General features: G+C 66.3%; 21 protein-coding genes and 1 pseudogene. 3 read left to right on the plus strand and 19 right to left on the minus strand.

Annotated elements, in window-relative coordinates; genetic code table 11:
• Positions 1–94 precede the first annotated feature (94 nt).
• Positions 95–1,321, plus strand: a complete 1,227-nt coding sequence (locus tag ACZ5IQ_RS23180; protein ID WP_464480353.1) for a serine hydrolase domain-containing protein — start codon at positions 95–97, stop codon at positions 1,319–1,321.
• A 129-nt stretch (positions 1,322–1,450) separates the two neighbouring features.
• Here the strand turns inward: ACZ5IQ_RS23180 and rplO are convergent, their stop codons facing one another.
• The 14 genes from rplO to ACZ5IQ_RS23250 form a co-directional block, all read right to left on the minus strand.
• On the minus strand, positions 1,451–1,894 hold the full coding sequence (rplO, locus tag ACZ5IQ_RS23185; RefSeq protein WP_020101429.1) for a 50S ribosomal protein L15: 444 nt from the start codon (positions 1,892–1,894) through the stop codon (positions 1,451–1,453).
• Positions 1,895–2,074: a 50S ribosomal protein L30 gene (rpmD, locus tag ACZ5IQ_RS23190; RefSeq protein WP_020101428.1), complete on the minus strand. Its 180-nt coding sequence runs from the start codon at positions 2,072–2,074 to the stop codon at positions 1,895–1,897.
• A gap of 2 nt (positions 2,075–2,076) precedes the next feature.
• Positions 2,077–2,745, minus strand: a complete 669-nt coding sequence (gene rpsE, locus ACZ5IQ_RS23195; RefSeq protein ID WP_029105211.1) for a 30S ribosomal protein S5 — start codon at positions 2,743–2,745, stop codon at positions 2,077–2,079.
• Between the two features lie 34 nt (positions 2,746–2,779).
• Entirely contained in the window at positions 2,780–3,181 is a 402-nt protein-coding gene (rplR, locus tag ACZ5IQ_RS23200; protein ID WP_020101426.1) for a 50S ribosomal protein L18, read from the minus strand.
• A gap of 2 nt (positions 3,182–3,183) precedes the next feature.
• Positions 3,184–3,723, minus strand: a complete 540-nt coding sequence (gene rplF, locus ACZ5IQ_RS23205) for a 50S ribosomal protein L6 (protein WP_226519478.1) — start codon at positions 3,721–3,723, stop codon at positions 3,184–3,186.
• A 12-nt stretch (positions 3,724–3,735) separates the two neighbouring features.
• Entirely contained in the window at positions 3,736–4,134 is a 399-nt protein-coding gene (rpsH, locus tag ACZ5IQ_RS23210; RefSeq protein ID WP_020101424.1) for a 30S ribosomal protein S8, read from the minus strand.
• A 512-nt stretch (positions 4,135–4,646) separates the two neighbouring features.
• Positions 4,647–4,832: a type Z 30S ribosomal protein S14 gene (locus tag ACZ5IQ_RS23215; protein WP_005197641.1), complete on the minus strand. Its 186-nt coding sequence runs from the start codon at positions 4,830–4,832 to the stop codon at positions 4,647–4,649.
• 2 nt (positions 4,833–4,834) lie between these two features.
• Positions 4,835–5,398: a 50S ribosomal protein L5 gene (rplE, locus tag ACZ5IQ_RS23220; RefSeq protein WP_020101422.1), complete on the minus strand. Its 564-nt coding sequence runs from the start codon at positions 5,396–5,398 to the stop codon at positions 4,835–4,837.
• Between the two features lies 1 nt (position 5,399).
• Positions 5,400–5,717, minus strand: a complete 318-nt coding sequence (gene rplX / locus ACZ5IQ_RS23225; RefSeq protein ID WP_020101421.1) for a 50S ribosomal protein L24 — start codon at positions 5,715–5,717, stop codon at positions 5,400–5,402.
• Positions 5,717–6,085: a 50S ribosomal protein L14 gene (gene rplN / locus ACZ5IQ_RS23230; protein WP_020101420.1), complete on the minus strand. Its 369-nt coding sequence runs from the start codon at positions 6,083–6,085 to the stop codon at positions 5,717–5,719. Before rplN ends, rplX begins: the two co-directional genes overlap by 1 nt.
• A gap of 189 nt (positions 6,086–6,274) precedes the next feature.
• Positions 6,275–7,339: an IS110 family RNA-guided transposase gene (locus tag ACZ5IQ_RS23235; protein WP_406801914.1), complete on the minus strand. Its 1,065-nt coding sequence runs from the start codon at positions 7,337–7,339 to the stop codon at positions 6,275–6,277.
• Positions 7,340–7,726: 387 nt separating this feature from the next.
• A complete protein-coding gene (locus ACZ5IQ_RS23240) occupies positions 7,727–8,857 on the minus strand; it encodes a YeiH family protein (protein ID WP_406774395.1) in 1,131 nt (376 codons plus the stop codon).
• Between the two features lie 2 nt (positions 8,858–8,859).
• Positions 8,860–8,985, minus strand: a complete 126-nt coding sequence (locus tag ACZ5IQ_RS23245; protein WP_464480354.1) for a hypothetical protein — start codon at positions 8,983–8,985, stop codon at positions 8,860–8,862.
• A gap of 107 nt (positions 8,986–9,092) precedes the next feature.
• A complete protein-coding gene (locus ACZ5IQ_RS23250; RefSeq protein ID WP_464480355.1) occupies positions 9,093–9,695 on the minus strand; it encodes a TetR/AcrR family transcriptional regulator in 603 nt (200 codons plus the stop codon).
• 96 nt (positions 9,696–9,791) lie between these two features.
• On the opposite strand from ACZ5IQ_RS23250, the gene ACZ5IQ_RS23255 reads away from it, so the two are divergent.
• On the plus strand, positions 9,792–10,445 hold the full coding sequence (locus ACZ5IQ_RS23255; protein ID WP_464480356.1) for an FMN-dependent NADH-azoreductase: 654 nt from the start codon (positions 9,792–9,794) through the stop codon (positions 10,443–10,445).
• The gene (locus tag ACZ5IQ_RS23260) at positions 10,442–10,762 is read left to right on the plus strand and encodes a DMT family transporter (RefSeq protein WP_464480357.1); all 321 of its coding nucleotides are present in this window, start codon (positions 10,442–10,444) and stop codon (positions 10,760–10,762) included. Before ACZ5IQ_RS23255 ends, ACZ5IQ_RS23260 begins: the two co-directional genes overlap by 4 nt.
• A gap of 10 nt (positions 10,763–10,772) precedes the next feature.
• On the opposite strand, the gene ACZ5IQ_RS23265 is transcribed toward ACZ5IQ_RS23260, so the two are convergent.
• The 5 genes and pseudogenes from ACZ5IQ_RS23265 to ACZ5IQ_RS23285 all read right to left on the minus strand — a co-directional run.
• Entirely contained in the window at positions 10,773–11,498 is a 726-nt protein-coding gene (locus tag ACZ5IQ_RS23265; RefSeq protein ID WP_464480358.1) for a hypothetical protein, read from the minus strand.
• 9 nt (positions 11,499–11,507) lie between these two features.
• Positions 11,508–13,859 carry an arylsulfatase gene (locus tag ACZ5IQ_RS23270; protein ID WP_464480359.1) on the minus strand — a complete coding sequence of 784 codons (2,352 nt, stop codon included), beginning with the start codon at positions 13,857–13,859 and terminating at the stop codon, positions 11,508–11,510.
• Between the two features lie 108 nt (positions 13,860–13,967).
• A complete protein-coding gene (locus tag ACZ5IQ_RS23275; RefSeq protein WP_464480360.1) occupies positions 13,968–14,654 on the minus strand; it encodes an anti-sigma factor in 687 nt (228 codons plus the stop codon).
• Positions 14,651–15,214 (minus strand): ECF RNA polymerase sigma factor SigK, encoded by a 564-nt coding sequence (gene sigK / locus ACZ5IQ_RS23280; protein WP_464480361.1) that lies wholly within the window; start codon positions 15,212–15,214, stop codon positions 14,651–14,653. Before sigK ends, ACZ5IQ_RS23275 begins: the two co-directional genes overlap by 4 nt.
• A 39-nt stretch (positions 15,215–15,253) precedes the next feature.
• A pseudogene (locus ACZ5IQ_RS23285) lies at positions 15,254–16,417 on the minus strand (cytochrome c biogenesis protein/redoxin); the annotation flags it as partial.
• Positions 16,418–16,434: the final 17 nt, after the last annotated feature.

Consider the following 16,434-nt stretch of genomic DNA (forward strand, 5'->3'; position numbering starts at 1 on the left):
CCGACTCGCCGCCGACTGCCGAGCCGACGCAAAACTGTCCATTCCGGCGCTGAATTCGACAGTTTTACGTCTGCTCGCGGGAGAAGATCGACCCATGGTGCTCAAGGTGTCCGTCTCCCCCGATCTGGTCCGCGGCGATGCCGACGACGGCTACGGCAAGGTCGCCGACGCGTTCCGGGCCAATTTCGCGGCCGGCGGTGAGGTCGGTGCCGCGCTGTGCGTCTACCGCGACGGCCGCAAGGTCGTCGACATGTGGGGCGGCTACCGCGACGGCATCAGTAGGGCGCCGTGGCAGGCCGACACCATGGTCAACATGTTCTCGTCGACGAAAGGGGTTGCCGCCCTTGCCGTTGCGCACGCGGTGTCGAAAGGACTCTTCGACTACGACGAGCGCGTCAGCACGTACTGGCCCGAGTTCGCCGCGCAGGACAAAGGCGACGTCACTGTCCGGCAGCTGCTGGCGCACCAGGCCGGGCTGTGCGTGCTGACGCCCAATCCCCTGCTGTCCGACATCGCCGACCCGGTGCGGCTCTCCGCCATCCTCGCGGCGCAGAAACCCGCATGGACGCCCGGCACCCGGCACGGGTATCACGCCATCACCATCGGCTGGTACGAGTCCGAGCTGATCCGTCGCACCGATGGCCGTACACTCGGCCGCTATCTCGCCGAGGAGATCACCGGGCCGTCGGGCCTCGACCTGTACATCGGTCTGCCGGACTCGGTCGATCGGAACCGGCTCGCCACGTTGCACCATTGGCAGCGTTACGAGTCCTTGCGGCACCTCGACGTCATGCCGGCCGGGTTCCTGATCGGCAGCCTCAACCCGCGCGGGTTGCTGGCCAGGACCGCCGCCATCCCCGCCGACATCGACCCCTACGCCGGCGACTACAACACCGACAAGGTGCGCCGCGTCGAGATCCCGTCCGCCAACGGCACCGGCACGGCGCGCGCACTGGCCGGCCTCTACGGCGCCGCGGCGACCGGCGGGAGCGAAATAGGTTTCACCCCAGAGATTTTCGATGCATTGATCGCCCCGCCGCGCAATCCGTCGGGCGGCACGCGGGACATGGTGCTGCGGCTGGACGGCGCATACTCCCTCGGCTTCTGCAAGGAGTTCCCGCGGATGGTGTTCGGATCGTCGGGAAAGGCGTTCGGCACGCCCGGCTTCGGTGGCTCGTTCGGCTTCGCCGACCCCGACACCGGCGTGGGCTTCGGCTACGTGATGAACCGACTGGGCTTCCATCTGGTCAGCGATCCCCGCGAGCTGGCCATCCGGCAGGCACTCTTCCACGACGTCCTCGGCGCCCGGTTGCAGAGCTAGCTGCAGGACCAGGCCACCGAAACTGAGCTTGTGTGCCAATTCCCCGACGAACTTGGCACACAAGCTCATTCTCGGCGGACACAAAAGGGAGCCCCGGCCGAAGGCCGAGACTCCCTTTTTGCGAAACAGTTACAGCTCGGTCGCGCTACCACCGGCAGCGGTGATCGCCTCACGGGCGCTACCGCTGAACTTGTTGGCGGTGACGTCGACCTTGACGGCCAGCTTGCCGTCGCCGAGCACCTTGACCAGGGTGTTCTTGCGAACCAGGCCCGCGGCCACCAGCTCGTCCACACCGACGGTGCCGCCCTGCGGGAACGCCTTGGCGAGGTCGCCGACGTTCACCACCGCGTACTCCGTGCGGAAGCGGTTGCGGAAGCCCTTGAGCTTCGGCAGACGCATGTGGATCGGCATCTGGCCACCCTCGAACGTCACGGGGACGTTCTTGCGGGCCTTGGTGCCCTTGGTACCACGACCAGCGGTCTTACCCTTGGAGCCCTCACCACGACCGACGCGGGTCTTGGCCTTCTTGGACCCCGCGGCCGGCTTGAGGTCGTGCAGCTTGATGACGCTCATTTACGCCTCCTCAACCGTGACGAGGTGGTTGACCACCGCGAGCAGACCACGGGTCTGCGCGTTGTCCTCGCGAACGACGGACTGGCGGATCTTGCGCAATCCCAGCGTCCGCAGGCTCTCGCGCTGCTTCCACCGGGCACCCACGGTGCCGCGCACCTGGGTGATCTTCAGTTCAGCCATGATTATGCCGATCCTTCACGCGCTGCCGAGGCGGCGAGCGCTTCTGCCTCACGCCGGGCCCGCAGCATGCCGGCCGGCGCAACATCTTCGATGGGCAGGCCACGACGGGCCGCCACTTCCTCCGGACGCTGCAGCTGCTTCAGCGCGGCAACGGTGGCGTGCACCACGTTGATCGCGTTGTCGCTGCCCAGCGACTTGGCCAGGATGTCGTGCACGCCGGCGCATTCCAGCACCGCGCGAGCCGCACCACCGGCGATCACACCGGTACCCGGGCTGGCCGGACGCAGCATCACGACACCGGCAGCGGCCTCGCCCTGAACCGGGTGCACGATGGTGCCACCGATCAGCGGGACGCGGAAGAAGCCCTTGCGAGCCTCCTCGACACCCTTGGCGATGGCGGCCGGAACTTCCTTGGCCTTGCCGTAGCCGACGCCCACCATGCCGTGGCCGTCACCGACGATCACCAGCGCGGTGAAGCTGAAGCGCCGACCACCCTTGACCACCTTCGAAACGCGGTTGATGGTGACAACGCGCTCGATGTAGTTGCTCTTCTCACCGCGGTCATCGCCACGGCCACGGCCACCACGGTCGTCGCGACGGCCCCGGCCGTCACGGTCGCCGCGGCCACCACGGTTGTCCTGCGCCGAACCGGCGCCAGCCTGGTCGGCCATCATGCAGTCCTTCCGGTCATCTTCAAGTAAGTCATTAGAACGTCAACCCGCTTTCACGAGCGGCGTCGGCGAGCGCGGCGATCCGGCCGCCGTAGCTGTAGCCACCGCGGTCGAAGACGACCTCGGAGATGCCGGCAGCCTTGGCACGCTCGGCGATCAGCTGACCCACGCGGGTGCTGACGGCCTTCTTGTCACCGTCGACGGCACGCACGTCGGCCTCGATGGACGACGCGGCGGCCAGCGTGGTGCCGGTCAGGTCGTCGATCACCTGGACGTGGATGTGCCGCGAGGAGCGGTTGACCATCAGACGCGGACGCTCGGCGGTGCCGGCGACCTTCTTGCGCAGACGGGCGTGACGACGCAGACGCGCCACCCGACGGGTCTCAGAGATGTTCTGGCCCAACGGCTTACGCTTGTCAGTCTCAGTGTTGGCCATTGCTACTTACCTGTCTTTCCGACCTTGCGGCGGATCTGCTCACCCTCGTAGCGAATGCCCTTGCCCTTGTACGGGTCGGGGCGACGCAGGCGGCGGATGACTGCCGAGATCTGGCCGACTTTCTGCTTGTCGATGCCGGACACCGAGAACTTCGTCGGGGTCTCGACTGCGAACGTGATGCCCTCGGGGGCCTCGATCAGCACCGGGTGGCTGTAGCCGAGCGCGAACTCCAGGTTCGAGCCCTTGGCCTGCACGCGGTAACCGACGCCGAAGATTTCCATCTTGGTGGTGTAGCCCTGCGTCACACCGGTCACCAGGTTGGCGATCAGGGTGCGGGACAGTCCGTGCAGCGAGCGGTTACGACGCTCGTCGTTCGGACGGGTGACCACGACGGCACCTTCGTCGTTGCGCGACACCTCGATGGGCTCGGCAACATCGAGTGCCAGGGTGCCCTTGGGGCCCTTCACGGCGATGTTCTGGCCGTCGATGGTCACATCGACGCCGGCCGGAATGACAACCGGCTGCTTTCCAATACGCGACATGTTCTCTGCCCCCTACCAGACGTAAGCGAGGACTTCGCCGCCCACGCCCTGTCGAGCTGCCTGGCGGTCGGTGAGCAGGCCGGAGGACGTGGAGATGATCGCCACGCCCAGGCCACCCAGAACCCGCGGCAGGTTGGTGGATTTCGCGTACACCCGCAGACCGGGCTTGGACACCCGGCGGAGGCCGGCGATGCTGCGCTCGCGGCTCGGGCCGTACTTGAGGGAAACAACGAGGCTCTTGCCCACGCGGGCGTCCTCGGTGCGGTAGTCGGTGATGTAACCCTCCTTCTTGAGGATCTCGGCGATGTTCGCCTTGATCTTCGAGTGGGGCAGGGTCACCTCGTCGTGGTACGCCGAGTTGGCGTTGCGCAGACGTGTCAAGAAGTCTGCGATCGGATCCGTCATTGTCATGACAGCGTTGATCAACCTTTCTCGCTGCGGTTCCCATGCATCACGCCCGTGTCGGTCCCACCTTGCGGTGGCTCGGCACGTCACATCGTGGGCCTGCTACGAAGTGTTTTCCCTTATCTGACCGAGGTCGGTCAGGGGTCGTGCATCAGTAGTGCAATCCAGTTTCAGAAGGCACATACCGATCGGCCATCGGACGAAAACGCCCATGGCAACCTGCCCAGTGTAGACAATGCGCAGCTCAGGGCCAAATCCGTGCTACTCAAGGGTTTGGCGTCCACGAATGTGCAGACAGATCGCCCGAACGGCACTTTTGACGATCTCTGTGCACGCTCGCGAAGTCGCCTCGCCACACATCGCCACGAATGTGCAAAGAGCGCGTGGATCCGCCGTTCTGGACGATCTGTGTGCACGCTCGACGAGCCGCTACCGATGCGCACCGCTGCGCGAACGAAAAAGCCGCCCCGGTCACGAGGACCGGGGCGGCTTTCTACAGCGTCATGAGACGGGCAGAGTCACCAGCTGGACTTCTGCACGCCGGGCAGCTCGCCGGCGTGGGCCATCTCCCGCAGGCAGATTCGGCACAGGCCGAACTTGCGGAACACCGAGTGCGGGCGACCGCACTTGTTGCAGCGGGTGTAGCCACGCACCGCGAACTTCGGCTTCTTGTTGGCCTTGTTGACCAGAGCCTTCTTTGCCATTGTCAGTTCTCCTTGAACGGGAAGCCCAGGGCCCGCAGCAACGCACGGCCTTCGTCGTCAGTGGTGGCCGAGGTGACGACCGTGATGTCCATGCCACGGGGGCGGTCGATCGAGTCGACGTCGATCTCGTGGAACATCGACTGCTCGTTGAGGCCGAAGGTGTAGTTGCCGCTGCCGTCGAACTGCTTGGCCGACAGACCGCGGAAGTCGCGGATACGGGGCAGTGCGATGGAGATCAGACGGTCCAGGAACTCCCACATGCGGTCGCCACGCAGGGTGACGCGGCAGCCGATCGGCATGCCCTCACGCAGCTTGAACTGCGCGATGGACTTGCGGGCCTTGCGGATTTCCGGCTTCTGACCGGTGATCAGCGTCAGGTCGTTGACCGCGCCGTTGATCAGCTTGGCGTCGCGGGCGGCGTCACCGACACCCATGTTGACGACAACCTTGACCACGCCGGGGATCTGCATGACGTTGGCGTAATTGAATTCGTTGTTGAGCGCGTCGCGGATCTCTTCGCGGTAACGCGTCTTCAGCCGGGGCTGAGTGTTTTCCACAGTGGTCATCTCAGATGTCCTTGCCATTGCGCTTGGAGATACGGACCTTCTTGCCGCTCTCCTCATCGACGCGGTAGCCGATGCGGGTCGCGTTACCGTCGGAGTCGACCACCATCACGTTCGAAACGTGGATCGGCGCCTCCTGGGTGACGATGCCACCCGACGATGCACCACGCTCGTTCTGAGACTGCGCGGTGTGCTTCTTGATCCGGTTGACGCCCTCAACGAGCACCTTGTTGCGGGTCGGGTAGGCCTCGATGACCTTGCCCTTGGCACCCTTGTCCTTGCCGGCGATGACCAGCACGGTGTCGCCCTTGTGCACCTTCATCACAAAACCTCCGGGGCCAGCGAGACGATCTTCATGAACTTCTTCTCGCGCAGTTCGCGACCGACCGGCCCGAAGATGCGGGTACCGCGGGGGTCATTGTCGTTCTTGATGATGACGGCGGCGTTCTCGTCGAACTTGATGTAGCTGCCGTCCGGCCGGCGGCGCTCCTTGACGGTGCGCACGACGACGGCCTTGACCACGTCACCACGCTTGACGTTGCCGCCGGGGATGGCGTCCTTGACGGTCGCCACGATGATGTCGCCGATGCCGGCGTAGCGCCGCGACGAGCCACCGAGCACGCGGATGCAAAGGATTTCCTTTGCGCCCGTGTTGTCGGCGACCTTGAGTCGCGATTCCTGCTGAATCACTCGATCTCCTGACCTGGGGTTTGTATGCACGCCAGATACCGACCTGGGCGTGCGCGGTCTTGTTGTCCAAGGGCACGCAGAGTCGGCGTGTGACCGGGGTCTGCCCTGGGCAACCCCTACATAGTAGGCGAGCAGCCATAACGCTCCAAATCGCTGCTCAAATCCCCGCGAGCGTCCATTGCTCCTATGTCAAGCAGCGAGTGGTGTTTCGGGTTTTTGGTGTGATCGGTTGAGGTGCAGGTCGGTGTGGAGGCTGCGGTATACGGTTCGGCTGAGGTGGCGTTTGAGGCATCGTAGGGCTTCTTTGGTGGCCTTGCCGTCGGCGATGCGACCGCGGTAGTACTGCTGGCCGGCGCTGCCGGGGATGCGCAGCTGGGTGATGGCGATGCGGTGTAAGGCCGCGTTGAGTTGGCGGTTGCCGGACCGGTTCAAGCGGACGCGTCCGGCGGTGTTGCCCGACCAGACTGGGATCGGTGCGGTGCCGTTGTGGCGGCTGAAGGCGGCTTCGCTGCGGAAGTGGCTGATGCCGGCGGTTTCGGCGATGATCTTGGCGGCGGTCAGTTCACCGCATCCGGGCACCGTCAGTAGCGTCGGGGCGATTTTTTGGACGCGTTCGCCGATGCGTGCGGCCAGGGTGTTGATGGCCTCGGTCAGGCGCATGACGTCGGCGAGTTCATCGCGGGCCAACTCGGCCAGCAGGCCGTGCTGGGTGTCGAGCCATTTTGCGAGCGCGGTGCAGGCCTTGGTGCGGTGTAGTGAGCCCGGTTTGGGTTCAGCCGCGGGGTCGAGTTCGTGGATCCGTTGACGTAGCCGGTTGATCGTCGAAGTGCGTTGTGCCACAAGGTCTTCACGACGATCAATCAATAGTTTCAGTTCGCGCGAACTCTGATCATGAGAGGCGACGGGCAGATCAGGATTGCGCAGCACAGCCTGAGCGACGGCCAGCGCATCGATGGGATCGGACTTACCGCGGGTCCGTGCCGAGGCCCGGGCCTGCGACATGAGTTTGGGGGCCACCCGTACCACGGACTGGCCGGCGGTGAGCAGATCGCGCTCCAGGCGAGCTGACAGGTTGCGACAGTCCTCGATACCCCACAGCAATTCTTCCCCGAACTGCTCGCGGGCCCAGGCCAACGCCTTGTGGTGTCCGATGGTGGTGGCTTTGACGACCTTCTCACCGAGCTTGCGGCCGACCTCGTCGACCGCAACAAAGGTGTGGGTGCGCTTGTGGACATCGGTTCCAACGACGACCATGAACGGTGCCTTCTTTCATCAGAGGTGGATGAGGCGAAGGTCGGGCCGGCCGGCAGGACACATCTCAGTGGGGGCGGTGCCACGCTCCTATCAAGTCACGCCGGTCGGTCCTTCCCGCCTGGTATCGGCACAACGGCCGAATGCCAGCCCGCAGGCGGCAGTGTTTGCAAGAGCCAAATACCAGGTGAGAAGTAACCCAACCACCGCAACAGCGGCAACTCGAGAATGACACTGAGTGTTTGCACACCGACACACCGCCCCAGGCGCGCATTTCGGGCACGCTCGCGCGCGACGACCGTCCGCGGTCAGTTCACCAGCAGCCAGATGTACGTGATGGTCTCGGACAGTGCGGCAGCGACCATCACGTCGGTCTCGGACAGCCCGGTGTCAGCCCCCGATGCCCCAGCCCAGAACGCGCGACGTCAGCAGCACCAGTGCCAGTGACACCGTCGCCACCACGACCAGGCCGATCACCGCGACGACGAGTGGGCGCCAGCCGGTGCGCGCGATCTGCCGGAAGTCGGTGGAGAGGCCGACGCCGGCGAAGGTCAACAGGAAGGCCCACTTGGAGACTGCGGCCAGGTTCGCGATCTGCCCCTTGCTCAACAACCCCGCGGTGACGACGGCCGAGACCGCCAGGAAGCCGAGCACGAACTTCGGGAACTTCTGCCAGACGAACGCGGCCTTGGCCTTGAGTCCCGGCGCGACGGCGTCGGCCTCTCCCCTGGCGGCCCAGTAGATCGCGAAGCCGAGGACGACGAATCCGATCAGCGCGTTGCGGACCGACTTCACCAGGACGGCGGTCTTGCCGGCCTCGTCGGAGAAGAGGTAGCCGGTGGCGGTGGTCTCGGCGGTGTTGTCGACGGCGAGACCGGCCCACAACCCGAACTCGTGGTCGGTCAGCCCGATGGCGTGACCCAGCGGCGGCAGCACGAACAGTGCGACGGCGCCGAGCGCCAGGATCGATGCGATCGCGTAGCTGACGTCGGAGTTGCGGGCCCGGATGGCGCCCTTGGCCGCGATGATCGCCGACACCCCGCAGATCGATGTCCCGATGGCCAGCAGCGAGCCGAGCTTGCCGGACAGACCGAACCACCGGGCCGCGGCGATGATGATGGCGCCGGCGACGGTCATGTCGATCAGGATCTGCACCAGGCTCGTGGCGCCGAGCTTGAGGACGTCACCGAGGACGAACCGCGCACCCAGCAGGACGATGCCGATCTTCAGCCAGAATTCGTACGTGGCGACACCAGGGCGGAAAATCCGGTGCAGGCCAACGGTATTGGTGATGATCAACCCGAAGACGATGGCCCACAGCACGTATTCGATGTCGGGCACCCGCCAGTGCTGGTGCTTGGCCAGCGCCAGCCAGCCGATCTGGGCGTATTTGCCGGCCAGGCCCACCGCCACGAGGAGCAGCAGGCCCGGGATGTAGTCGAGGAACCGACGGGCGCCCGTGGATTCGGTGTGGTCGCCCGATTCGATGTGGTCGGCGGTATCAGCCGCTTCGACGGTCATCGTCACCAGCCGATCTTCGGCAGGACGCCGGCCACCGCGAGCGCGGTCACGGCCAGGCCCAAAATCGTTGCCCACCAATCAGTCCCGACGCGGCTCACCCAGCTCTGCGTCGCCTCGGTCTCAGTCATCACGCCTCTCCCGTCACCCGATGTGGGCTCATCGTTGCGGGCGCCGCGCCGACTGCACAGGGATCTGCTCGCGCTGAATCTCTTTGCCAGGGACGACCAGAAGGAGGTCAGCCGAGGATCGCGTGCGCCAGCCGCGTCAGCGCGCCACTGATCTGCGCGACGGACAGGCCACGTTGGCGTTGATGCAGGAAGTTCTCGGCGGCCAACGGCGCCAACAGAACGTCCACCAGCGCGTCCGGCTCGGGCACATCAGCCTGCACCAGCAGGGCGCGCACGTGCGCGGCCCAGAAGCCGTAGGCCCCGGTGCGGTAGCGGGCGCCACCGATCTCGGCGCCGAGCGCGAGATCCACGTGCTGGTCGAGAAGGTCGACCATGGCGGCATAGAACGCCGAAAGCCGTTCGGCCGGTGCGGCTCCCGGCCCCAGCGGTGGAGCTCCCGAGATCAGTTGACGCTGCAGGGCGCGCTCATGTTCGTCGAGCAGTGCAACAGCGATGGCCGCGGTGTTCGGGTAGCGCCGATACAGCGTGCCGCGCCCGACACCGGCCGCGGTGGCGATGTGTTCCATCGTGACGCTGCGTGGGTCACGACCGGCGAAGACCTCCGCGGCCGCGGCCAGAATCCGGGCTCGGTTACGCGCTGCGTCAGCCCGCTCGGCGCCGCCGCCCGCAGTGCCCGCGTCGTCGCCGAGCAGGTCCCGACCGATGTCCACCACCGCACAATAGCTCACCCCGGGAATAAGTGGACACAATGTCCGGTTAGTTGCATCATCAATCCGGACACAATGTCCACTTCTGAGAGGATGGTCATGACCACGTTGCTTCACCTGGACGCCAGCGCCCGGAACCCATCGATCAGCAGGCAGCTCAGCGCCGAGTTCGTGCAGGCCTGGCGCACTGCGGCGCCCGACGGCACCTACCGCTACCGCGACGTGGCGGCCGATCCGGTGCCGTTCATCGACGCCGGCTGGACCGAGATCTGCGATGCCGCACTGGCTGCCGGCGTCACCGACCTCGACGAGCTGGCTGGTTTGGCACGCACCCCCGCCCAAACCGCGGCCTGGGCCATAGTCGAACCGCTGCTGGCCGAATTGCGGTCAGCCGACGTCGTGCTGATCGGCACACCGATGTACAACTACTCGATTCCGGCCGCCCTGAAGGCCTGGCTGGACCAGGTGACGTTTCCGCGAATGTCGTTGGCCCCCCGCCGATTCGTGGTCGCCACCGCCAGGGGCGGCGCCTACTCGCCGGGCTCACCCAAGGCGGCCTTCGACTATCAGGAGAGGTTCCTGCGTGACTTCTTCGCCGGGCATTTCGCCGTCACCGACACCGTGTTCATCAACGCCGAACTGGCCAACTCCCGCGTCGATCCCACGCTCGCCCAGTTCCGGGCCGGGCACGACGCCTCCCTGACGGCCGCGCTGGGCACGGCACGCGCGTTGGCCGCGGAGTACGCGAAATGAGCTGGCTCATCCTCGCTCTGGCCGGCGGTGTGGAGATCGCCTGGTCCCAGAGCATCAAACCGACCGACGGGTTCACCCGCCTGCTGCCGACGATCGTCTGCGTGCTGGTCGGCGCGTTGTCGGTGTATCTGTTGTCCTTGGCGATGCGGACCCTGCCGGTCGGCACCGCCTATGCGGTTTTCACCGGCATCGGCGCCGCCGGGGCCATCGCCATCGGGGTGCTGGTCCACAAGGACCCACTCAACGCCGGTCGTGCGGTGGCGCTGTCGATGATCGTCGGCGGAATCGTGTTGGCCCGCTTGACCAATCCCGAATGATGAGCGCCGCTCAACCCAGCCGAATACCGAAGTCCCCCAGCAGAACCGGCTTCGCCGCGTCCAGCCCTTTCGAACCGGCGGGTCCCTGCAACTGCAGCGCAACGAGGTAGTCCCCGTTGTTGGTCCACACGTGCACGATGCGGTCCGCGTAATCGCTGCCGGAGCCCGGCTTGTCGGCGAGGACGCCCATCAACTTCTGCCCGCTGTAACCGCACAATTCGTCGGGCAGGATGCTGACGCTGTTGAACTCGTGGCCCGCGGTGCGCGCATCGGCGTACTGCTGGAACGCGGCCCCGGCATCGAGCGGTGTCGGGCTGATCTTCACGGTGCCGGTCAGGCCGTCGGGGCCGGTCAGGTTCAGCGCGACGTCACCGGAAGCCGGTGCCCCCGGGCTGAATCCATCGGGCACCGCGACGACGACGGTCGGCGCGCCGGGGGCCCCGGTGACTGCGGTCATGGTCTGGGCGGGCGGGCCCGGCGGGTCACAGACCTGCTCGCCCGCCGAGACCGGCCGTTTCGTCGTCTCGACCACGCCGTAGGCCGGCAGGTCGGGCATCTTCGACCCGGACGCCGCCGTCGACGACGTGGCGGACGCCACCGGCGAACTGGCGGCCGTCGTCGTGGTGCCGCCGGATTTCGTTGTATCGGAAGGCTTCTCGTCGGTCTTGCCACCACAGGCTGCCAGCAGCAGCGCCGCCGACAGCCCGACGGCGCACCGCATGATCGTTCCGCTCATCGCAGTCCCCTAGTCCTTGCAGAACGCCTTGGCCAGCTCCTGTTCGACGTCAAGATACGGCGTACCGGAGATGTCGACGACGACTTTGGCGATGGTGCCGCCGACGAAGGGATACGGGGCCCGGTAGCGGTTCGACACCGGCTGGCCCGCATTGCGCCCGACCGCGACACCGCCACCGGCGAGCCCGAAAGTGCCGGGGTGCGCGCGGACGTCGGGGCGGGCCGCCACCACCGCATCGTCGATGCGCAGTTCGACGGTGCCGAGCGGCGTGTGACTGCCTTCGACAGTGCCGGTACGGTCATAGTGGACGCCGAAAACGTGCCGCCCCAAGGGCAATGGATCGAGTGCGGACACCCATTGTTCGTCCTCGCCCATGAAGTTGTAGACGTACTGCAGCCGGCCATCCTGGACGAACAGCACATGTCCACCGTGACCGGCGCCCTGCTTGAAGAGCACCCCGGCGGCAGCGGCCGATTCGACGTCGACCTCAGCCAGCACCGAGAACGACTGACCCCGCAGTTCGACGGCGGCACCGATACCCACCTCGGCCGAATCCGGGTAGTAGGTGAAGGTCTGCCGGTCCCGCATCAGGTAGGGGCGGTCGCGCAACAGCGTCTCGAACACGTTGAGGTCGGCCAGCGGCAGGCCGTTGTACTTGGCGGCCTCGGAGAACCAGAGTTCTTGCATTTCCGCGAGTTTCGCTGGATTCTCGGCGGCGAGGTCGTGGCACTGACTGCGGTCGGCTTCGATGTGGAACAGCTCCCAGCGGTCCTTGTCGAAGTGCGACCACCCCGACGGCGTGGCGGCGTGCACCGTGTTGGCGAACCAGCCGTCGTGCCAGATGCCACGTGTGCCGAGCATCGCGTAGAACTGCGTCGTCTTACCGGTGTCGGCCGCCGAGTCTGCCAGGGCCGCTTTGAAACTCACACCTTCCAGTGGCCGCTGCGGCACCCCCCGCACCTCGGTCGGCGGCTCGATGCCCAACAGGTCGTAGACCGTCGGGGTGATGTCGGCGACGTTGACGTAGTTGTCGCGGACCTCGCCGTGTGCGGCGATTCCGTTGGGCCAGCTGATGATTGCGGTGTCGGCGATGCCGCCCTCATGAGAGGCGTAGCGCTTGAACAGCTTGTAGGGCGTGTTGAAGGCCATCGCCCAGCCGATCGGGTAGTGGTTGTAGGTGTCCGGCGAGCCCAGCGTGTCGAAGTACCGCATACTCTCTTCGACGGTGTCGATGTAGCCGTTGAAGAACTTGTTCTCGTTGACCGAACCGTTCGGGCCGCCTTCGCCGCTGGCCCCGTTGTCGGAGATGACGACGATGAGCGTGTTGTCCAGCTGGCCCGACTCTTCCAGGTAGTCGAGAATCCGGCCGATCTGCGCATCGGTGTACGACAGGAAGCCGGCGAACACCTCGGCCATGCGGGCGAACAGCTTCTTCTCGTCGTCGCTCAGCCCGTCCCACGGCCGCACCGTGTCCTGCAGCGGCCATGGCTCACCGTTGGGCCCCTTGACGTCCAGATACGGATTCATCGGCGAGAGTTCGGTGTCGGGCGGCACGATGCCGAGGCGCTTCTGGTTCTCCAGCACCAGGTCGCGGTAGACCTCGTAGCCCATGTCGAACCTGCCGGCGTACTTGTCGGCCCACTCCTTGAACACGTGGTGCGGTGCGTGCCCGGCGCCCGGGCAGACGTAGGAGAACCAGGACTTGTCCGGCGCGATGACCTTGGCGTCGCGGATGAACTCGATGGTCTTGTCCGCCAGGTCTTTTGACAGGTGGTAGCCCTCTTCCGGAGTGGCCGGCGGGGCGACGGGGTGGTTGTCGTACACCAACTCCGGGTACCACTGGTCGGTCTCGCCGCCCATGAAACCGTAGAAGCGTTCGAAGCCCCGTGACAACGGCCAGTGCCGTTTGGTGGACGCGAGGTTCGACTCCTCCAACGGCGTCAGATGCCACTTGCCGACGCAGTAGGTGTTCCAGCCTTTCTCGGCCAGCACCTCGGACAGCAGCGCGGTCTCAAAAGGTATGCGGCCGTGGCAGTTCGGGAAGCCGTCGGTGAACTCCTCGATGGTCGCCATGCCCACCGAGGTGGCGTTGCGGCCGGTGAGCAGCGACGCCCGTGTCGGCGAGCACAACGCGGTGGTGTGGAACTGCGACAGCCGTACCCCCTTGTCGGCGATGCGGCGCATGGCCGGCATGTCGACGAGGCCGCCGAAACAGTCCCAGGTGGCGATACCGGTGTCGTCCCACACCAGGTACAGCACATTGGGCGCGCCCGCCGGTGCGACCGGTGCCGCATAGGGTGCCCAGTCGGGCTCCGAGTCGCGGATGTCGAGTTTGATCTTGCCCTGGAATTCAGTTGCCATGACGCCTCGTCCCGGTCAGTGCCCGCCGATCCCGGCGATTTGCCCGGAGATTACACCCGGGAGCTGGGCTGCGCCCCGGATATTGACGTTCGCGACGCGCCACGCGCGCTACGGCAGCACCACCCGTCCCACCATGTCGCCGGGCGGAGTATGAGCCGCACGTTCCACCGGTTCGACCGTCAGACCCAGCGCCGTGGCCCGCCCGATGTCCGAAACCATGACCGTGCGCGTCTCCCGGATCGGCGGACCCGACTGCACCGGAACACCGTCCTTCATCAGCCACACCTGGTACGCCATGCCCGGCGGGGGCGGCGCGGCGCCATCGAACATCACCATGCCGTCCCCGCGCGTCCGCGAGTACACGACGGTCGCGGTACCACCGGAACGCAGGGCGGTGGAGACACTGCGGACGTCCGGCGCTGTGATCACCTGTTCGGCGACCGGCGGCGCGGGCGGCGGCCGCAACATCCAGCCCGCGGCGAACGCGCTGCCGCCCACGGCGAGTATCGCGGCCGCCGCCAGAACCGCTTTGCGCCAACGATGTTCGCGGACCTGACTCCGGTTGCTGCGCAGAACAGCATCTCGCAGTGCCGCCGGTGGCGGCACGGCCGTGGCGTCCGACAGTGTCCCGAGGGTCTCCCGAGCCTCGGCCACCTGAGCCCGGAATGCCGCCACCACCGGCTGGGGCGACTCAGCCAATCGCCGGTCGATCTCCGCGCGCTCGGCGTCGGAGACCGCGTCGAGCGCGTACGGCACGGCCAGCTCCAGCAGTTCGAATTCCGACGGATCGCTCATGACTCCCCCAGACAATCACGCAGCTTGCGCAGCGCATCGCGCATACGCGATTTGACCGTGCCGAGACTCGTGGACAGCCGCTCGGAGACCTCCACGTACGTCAGACCGTCGTAATAGGCCAACTCGATCGCCTCACGCTGCGCGCCGGTGAGCGTGCCGAGGCAGCCCACCACCCGACGGCGATCGTCGCCCCGCACCGCCGCCTCTGCCACCACGTCCGACGGCCTCTCGAGATGCGTTGTGCCGTAGTACCATTCACGCCGGGTACCCGCGACCTCCGCACGCACCCGATCGACCGCCCGGCGATGCGCCAGCGTCATCAGCCAGGCCAGCGCCGAACCCTCGGCAGGGTCATAGGCGGAAGCCGAGCGCCACACCTGCGCGTACACCTCCTGCGTCGTCTCCTCGCTGTAGCCGGGGTCCCGCAGCACCCGCAGGATCAGGCCGAACACCCGGGCGCAGGTCGCGTCGTAGAACGACGCGAACGCGTCGTCGTCCCCGTCGGCGACACGGCGCAACAGGGCACCGAGATCAGGGACATGCTCGGACGATGCGGCCATCGTCGAGCAGCCTAGCGGCATCGGTCAGTGCTTGGCCTGGGCGAGCAGCTCACGGATCATGCCCTCGGTGACGTCGTAGTCGCCCTCGCCGAACTTGAGGTGGCGCACGACGCCCGCGGCGTCGATCAGGTAGCCGGCCGGCCAGTACTGGTTCTGGTAGTTGTGCCAGGTGTCATATGAGTTGTCCAGGGCGACCGGGTATTTGATGTGCAGGTCGGCGGCACCCTTGATGACACCGGCACGGTCGTGCTCGAACTGGTATTCCGGCGTGTGCACGCCGATCACGGTGAAACCCTGGTCCTTGTAACGGTCATACCAACCGGTGACGTGCTCGATCGCACGCTGGCAGTTGATACAGGTGTAGGTCCAGAAGTCGACGAGAACCACCTTGCCGCGCAAGGCTTTCAGATCGAGCGGCGCGTCACCGGGGGTGTTGAACCAGCTGTCGATGCCGACGATGTCCGGGGCGGTACCGCAGTCCTGCAGGACACTCGCGCCCTCGGCACAGTTCGACAAGCCGGCGCCGGCGGGCGCGATGCGCGCCTGCAACGTCGCGGTGTAGTCGGGAATCTTCCGCTGCACCGTGGCGGGCAGATTCAGCGCCAACGCCACCGCGGCGACCAGCGTGACCACCCCGGCAGCAACCCGGACCTGCCGCTGACGCTGCTGAAATGCCTTGACGCGCTCGGCAACTCGCTGTCCCCCCAGAGCGAACAGCAGCAACGGCAGTGCGGTACCGACGGCGAACGACGCGGTCAGCGCGACGGTGTCCAGCCCGATGTGGCCGGTCGCCCCGGCCACCACGATGGCCGCCAGCACGGGTCCCGCGCACGGGGCGTAGAGCACACCCAGTGCCAGCCCGAGGCCGAAACCCTTACGGCTGCCGGCAATGTCACGTTGCGGCAGGCGCGCGAACGGCGCTTCCAGCAGGCGCTCGACGCGCGGGAAGATCAGCCCGACACCGATGGCCGTGAGCGCCAGCAGGCCGGCCCAGCGGATGATGTCGGCCGGCAGGTGCAACTGTTGCAGCACGACGGTCCCGACGAGGGTCACCACGCTGAAACTCAGGACGAGTCCGGCGATCACCAGGTAGGGGCGGCGATTGGTGCCGGAGAACAGGACCACGGGCAGGACGGGCAGGATGCACGGTGAGATGCCGGTGATCAGTCCGCCGAGGAATCCGATGAGGACGAGTGTGTGCATGCCCCGTATTCGGAGCC

Source organism: Mycobacterium toneyamaense, from assembly GCF_055384815.1.

What these genes read in the sequence shown, in the direction of transcription:
- ACZ5IQ_RS23235 (WP_406801914.1), bottom strand. Translation starts at nt 7,339, where the DNA reads ATGGTCGTCGTTGGAACCGATGTCCACAAGCGCACCCACACCTTTGTT.
- rplE (WP_020101422.1), bottom strand. Translation starts at nt 5,398, where the DNA reads ATGACCACTGTGGAAAACACTCAGCCCCGGCTGAAGACGCGTTACCGC.
- sigK (WP_464480361.1), bottom strand. Translation starts at nt 15,214, where the DNA reads ATGGCCGCATCGTCCGAGCATGTCCCTGATCTCGGTGCCCTGTTGCGC.
- ACZ5IQ_RS23180 (WP_464480353.1), top strand. Translation starts at nt 95, where the DNA reads ATGGTGCTCAAGGTGTCCGTCTCCCCCGATCTGGTCCGCGGCGATGCC.
- rplR (WP_020101426.1), bottom strand. Translation starts at nt 3,181, where the DNA reads ATGGCCAACACTGAGACTGACAAGCGTAAGCCGTTGGGCCAGAACATC.
- ACZ5IQ_RS23260 (WP_464480357.1), top strand. Translation starts at nt 10,442, where the DNA reads ATGAGCTGGCTCATCCTCGCTCTGGCCGGCGGTGTGGAGATCGCCTGG.
- ACZ5IQ_RS23275 (WP_464480360.1), bottom strand. Translation starts at nt 14,654, where the DNA reads ATGAGCGATCCGTCGGAATTCGAACTGCTGGAGCTGGCCGTGCCGTAC.
- ACZ5IQ_RS23265 (WP_464480358.1), bottom strand. Translation starts at nt 11,498, where the DNA reads ATGAGCGGAACGATCATGCGGTGCGCCGTCGGGCTGTCGGCGGCGCTG.
- ACZ5IQ_RS23215 (WP_005197641.1), bottom strand. Translation starts at nt 4,832, where the DNA reads ATGGCAAAGAAGGCTCTGGTCAACAAGGCCAACAAGAAGCCGAAGTTC.
- ACZ5IQ_RS23270 (WP_464480359.1), bottom strand. Translation starts at nt 13,859, where the DNA reads ATGGCAACTGAATTCCAGGGCAAGATCAAACTCGACATCCGCGACTCG.
- ACZ5IQ_RS23240 (WP_406774395.1), bottom strand. Translation starts at nt 8,857, where the DNA reads ATGACCGTCGAAGCGGCTGATACCGCCGACCACATCGAATCGGGCGAC.
- rpsE (WP_029105211.1), bottom strand. Translation starts at nt 2,745, where the DNA reads ATGGCCGACCAGGCTGGCGCCGGTTCGGCGCAGGACAACCGTGGTGGC.
- ACZ5IQ_RS23245 (WP_464480354.1), bottom strand. Translation starts at nt 8,985, where the DNA reads ATGACTGAGACCGAGGCGACGCAGAGCTGGGTGAGCCGCGTCGGGACT.
- rplX (WP_020101421.1), bottom strand. Translation starts at nt 5,717, where the DNA reads ATGAAGGTGCACAAGGGCGACACCGTGCTGGTCATCGCCGGCAAGGAC.
- rpsH (WP_020101424.1), bottom strand. Translation starts at nt 4,134, where the DNA reads ATGACAATGACGGATCCGATCGCAGACTTCTTGACACGTCTGCGCAAC.
- rplF (WP_226519478.1), bottom strand. Translation starts at nt 3,723, where the DNA reads ATGTCGCGTATTGGAAAGCAGCCGGTTGTCATTCCGGCCGGCGTCGAT.
- ACZ5IQ_RS23255 (WP_464480356.1), top strand. Translation starts at nt 9,792, where the DNA reads ATGACCACGTTGCTTCACCTGGACGCCAGCGCCCGGAACCCATCGATC.
- rpmD (WP_020101428.1), bottom strand. Translation starts at nt 2,074, where the DNA reads ATGGCTGAACTGAAGATCACCCAGGTGCGCGGCACCGTGGGTGCCCGG.
- rplO (WP_020101429.1), bottom strand. Translation starts at nt 1,894, where the DNA reads ATGAGCGTCATCAAGCTGCACGACCTCAAGCCGGCCGCGGGGTCCAAG.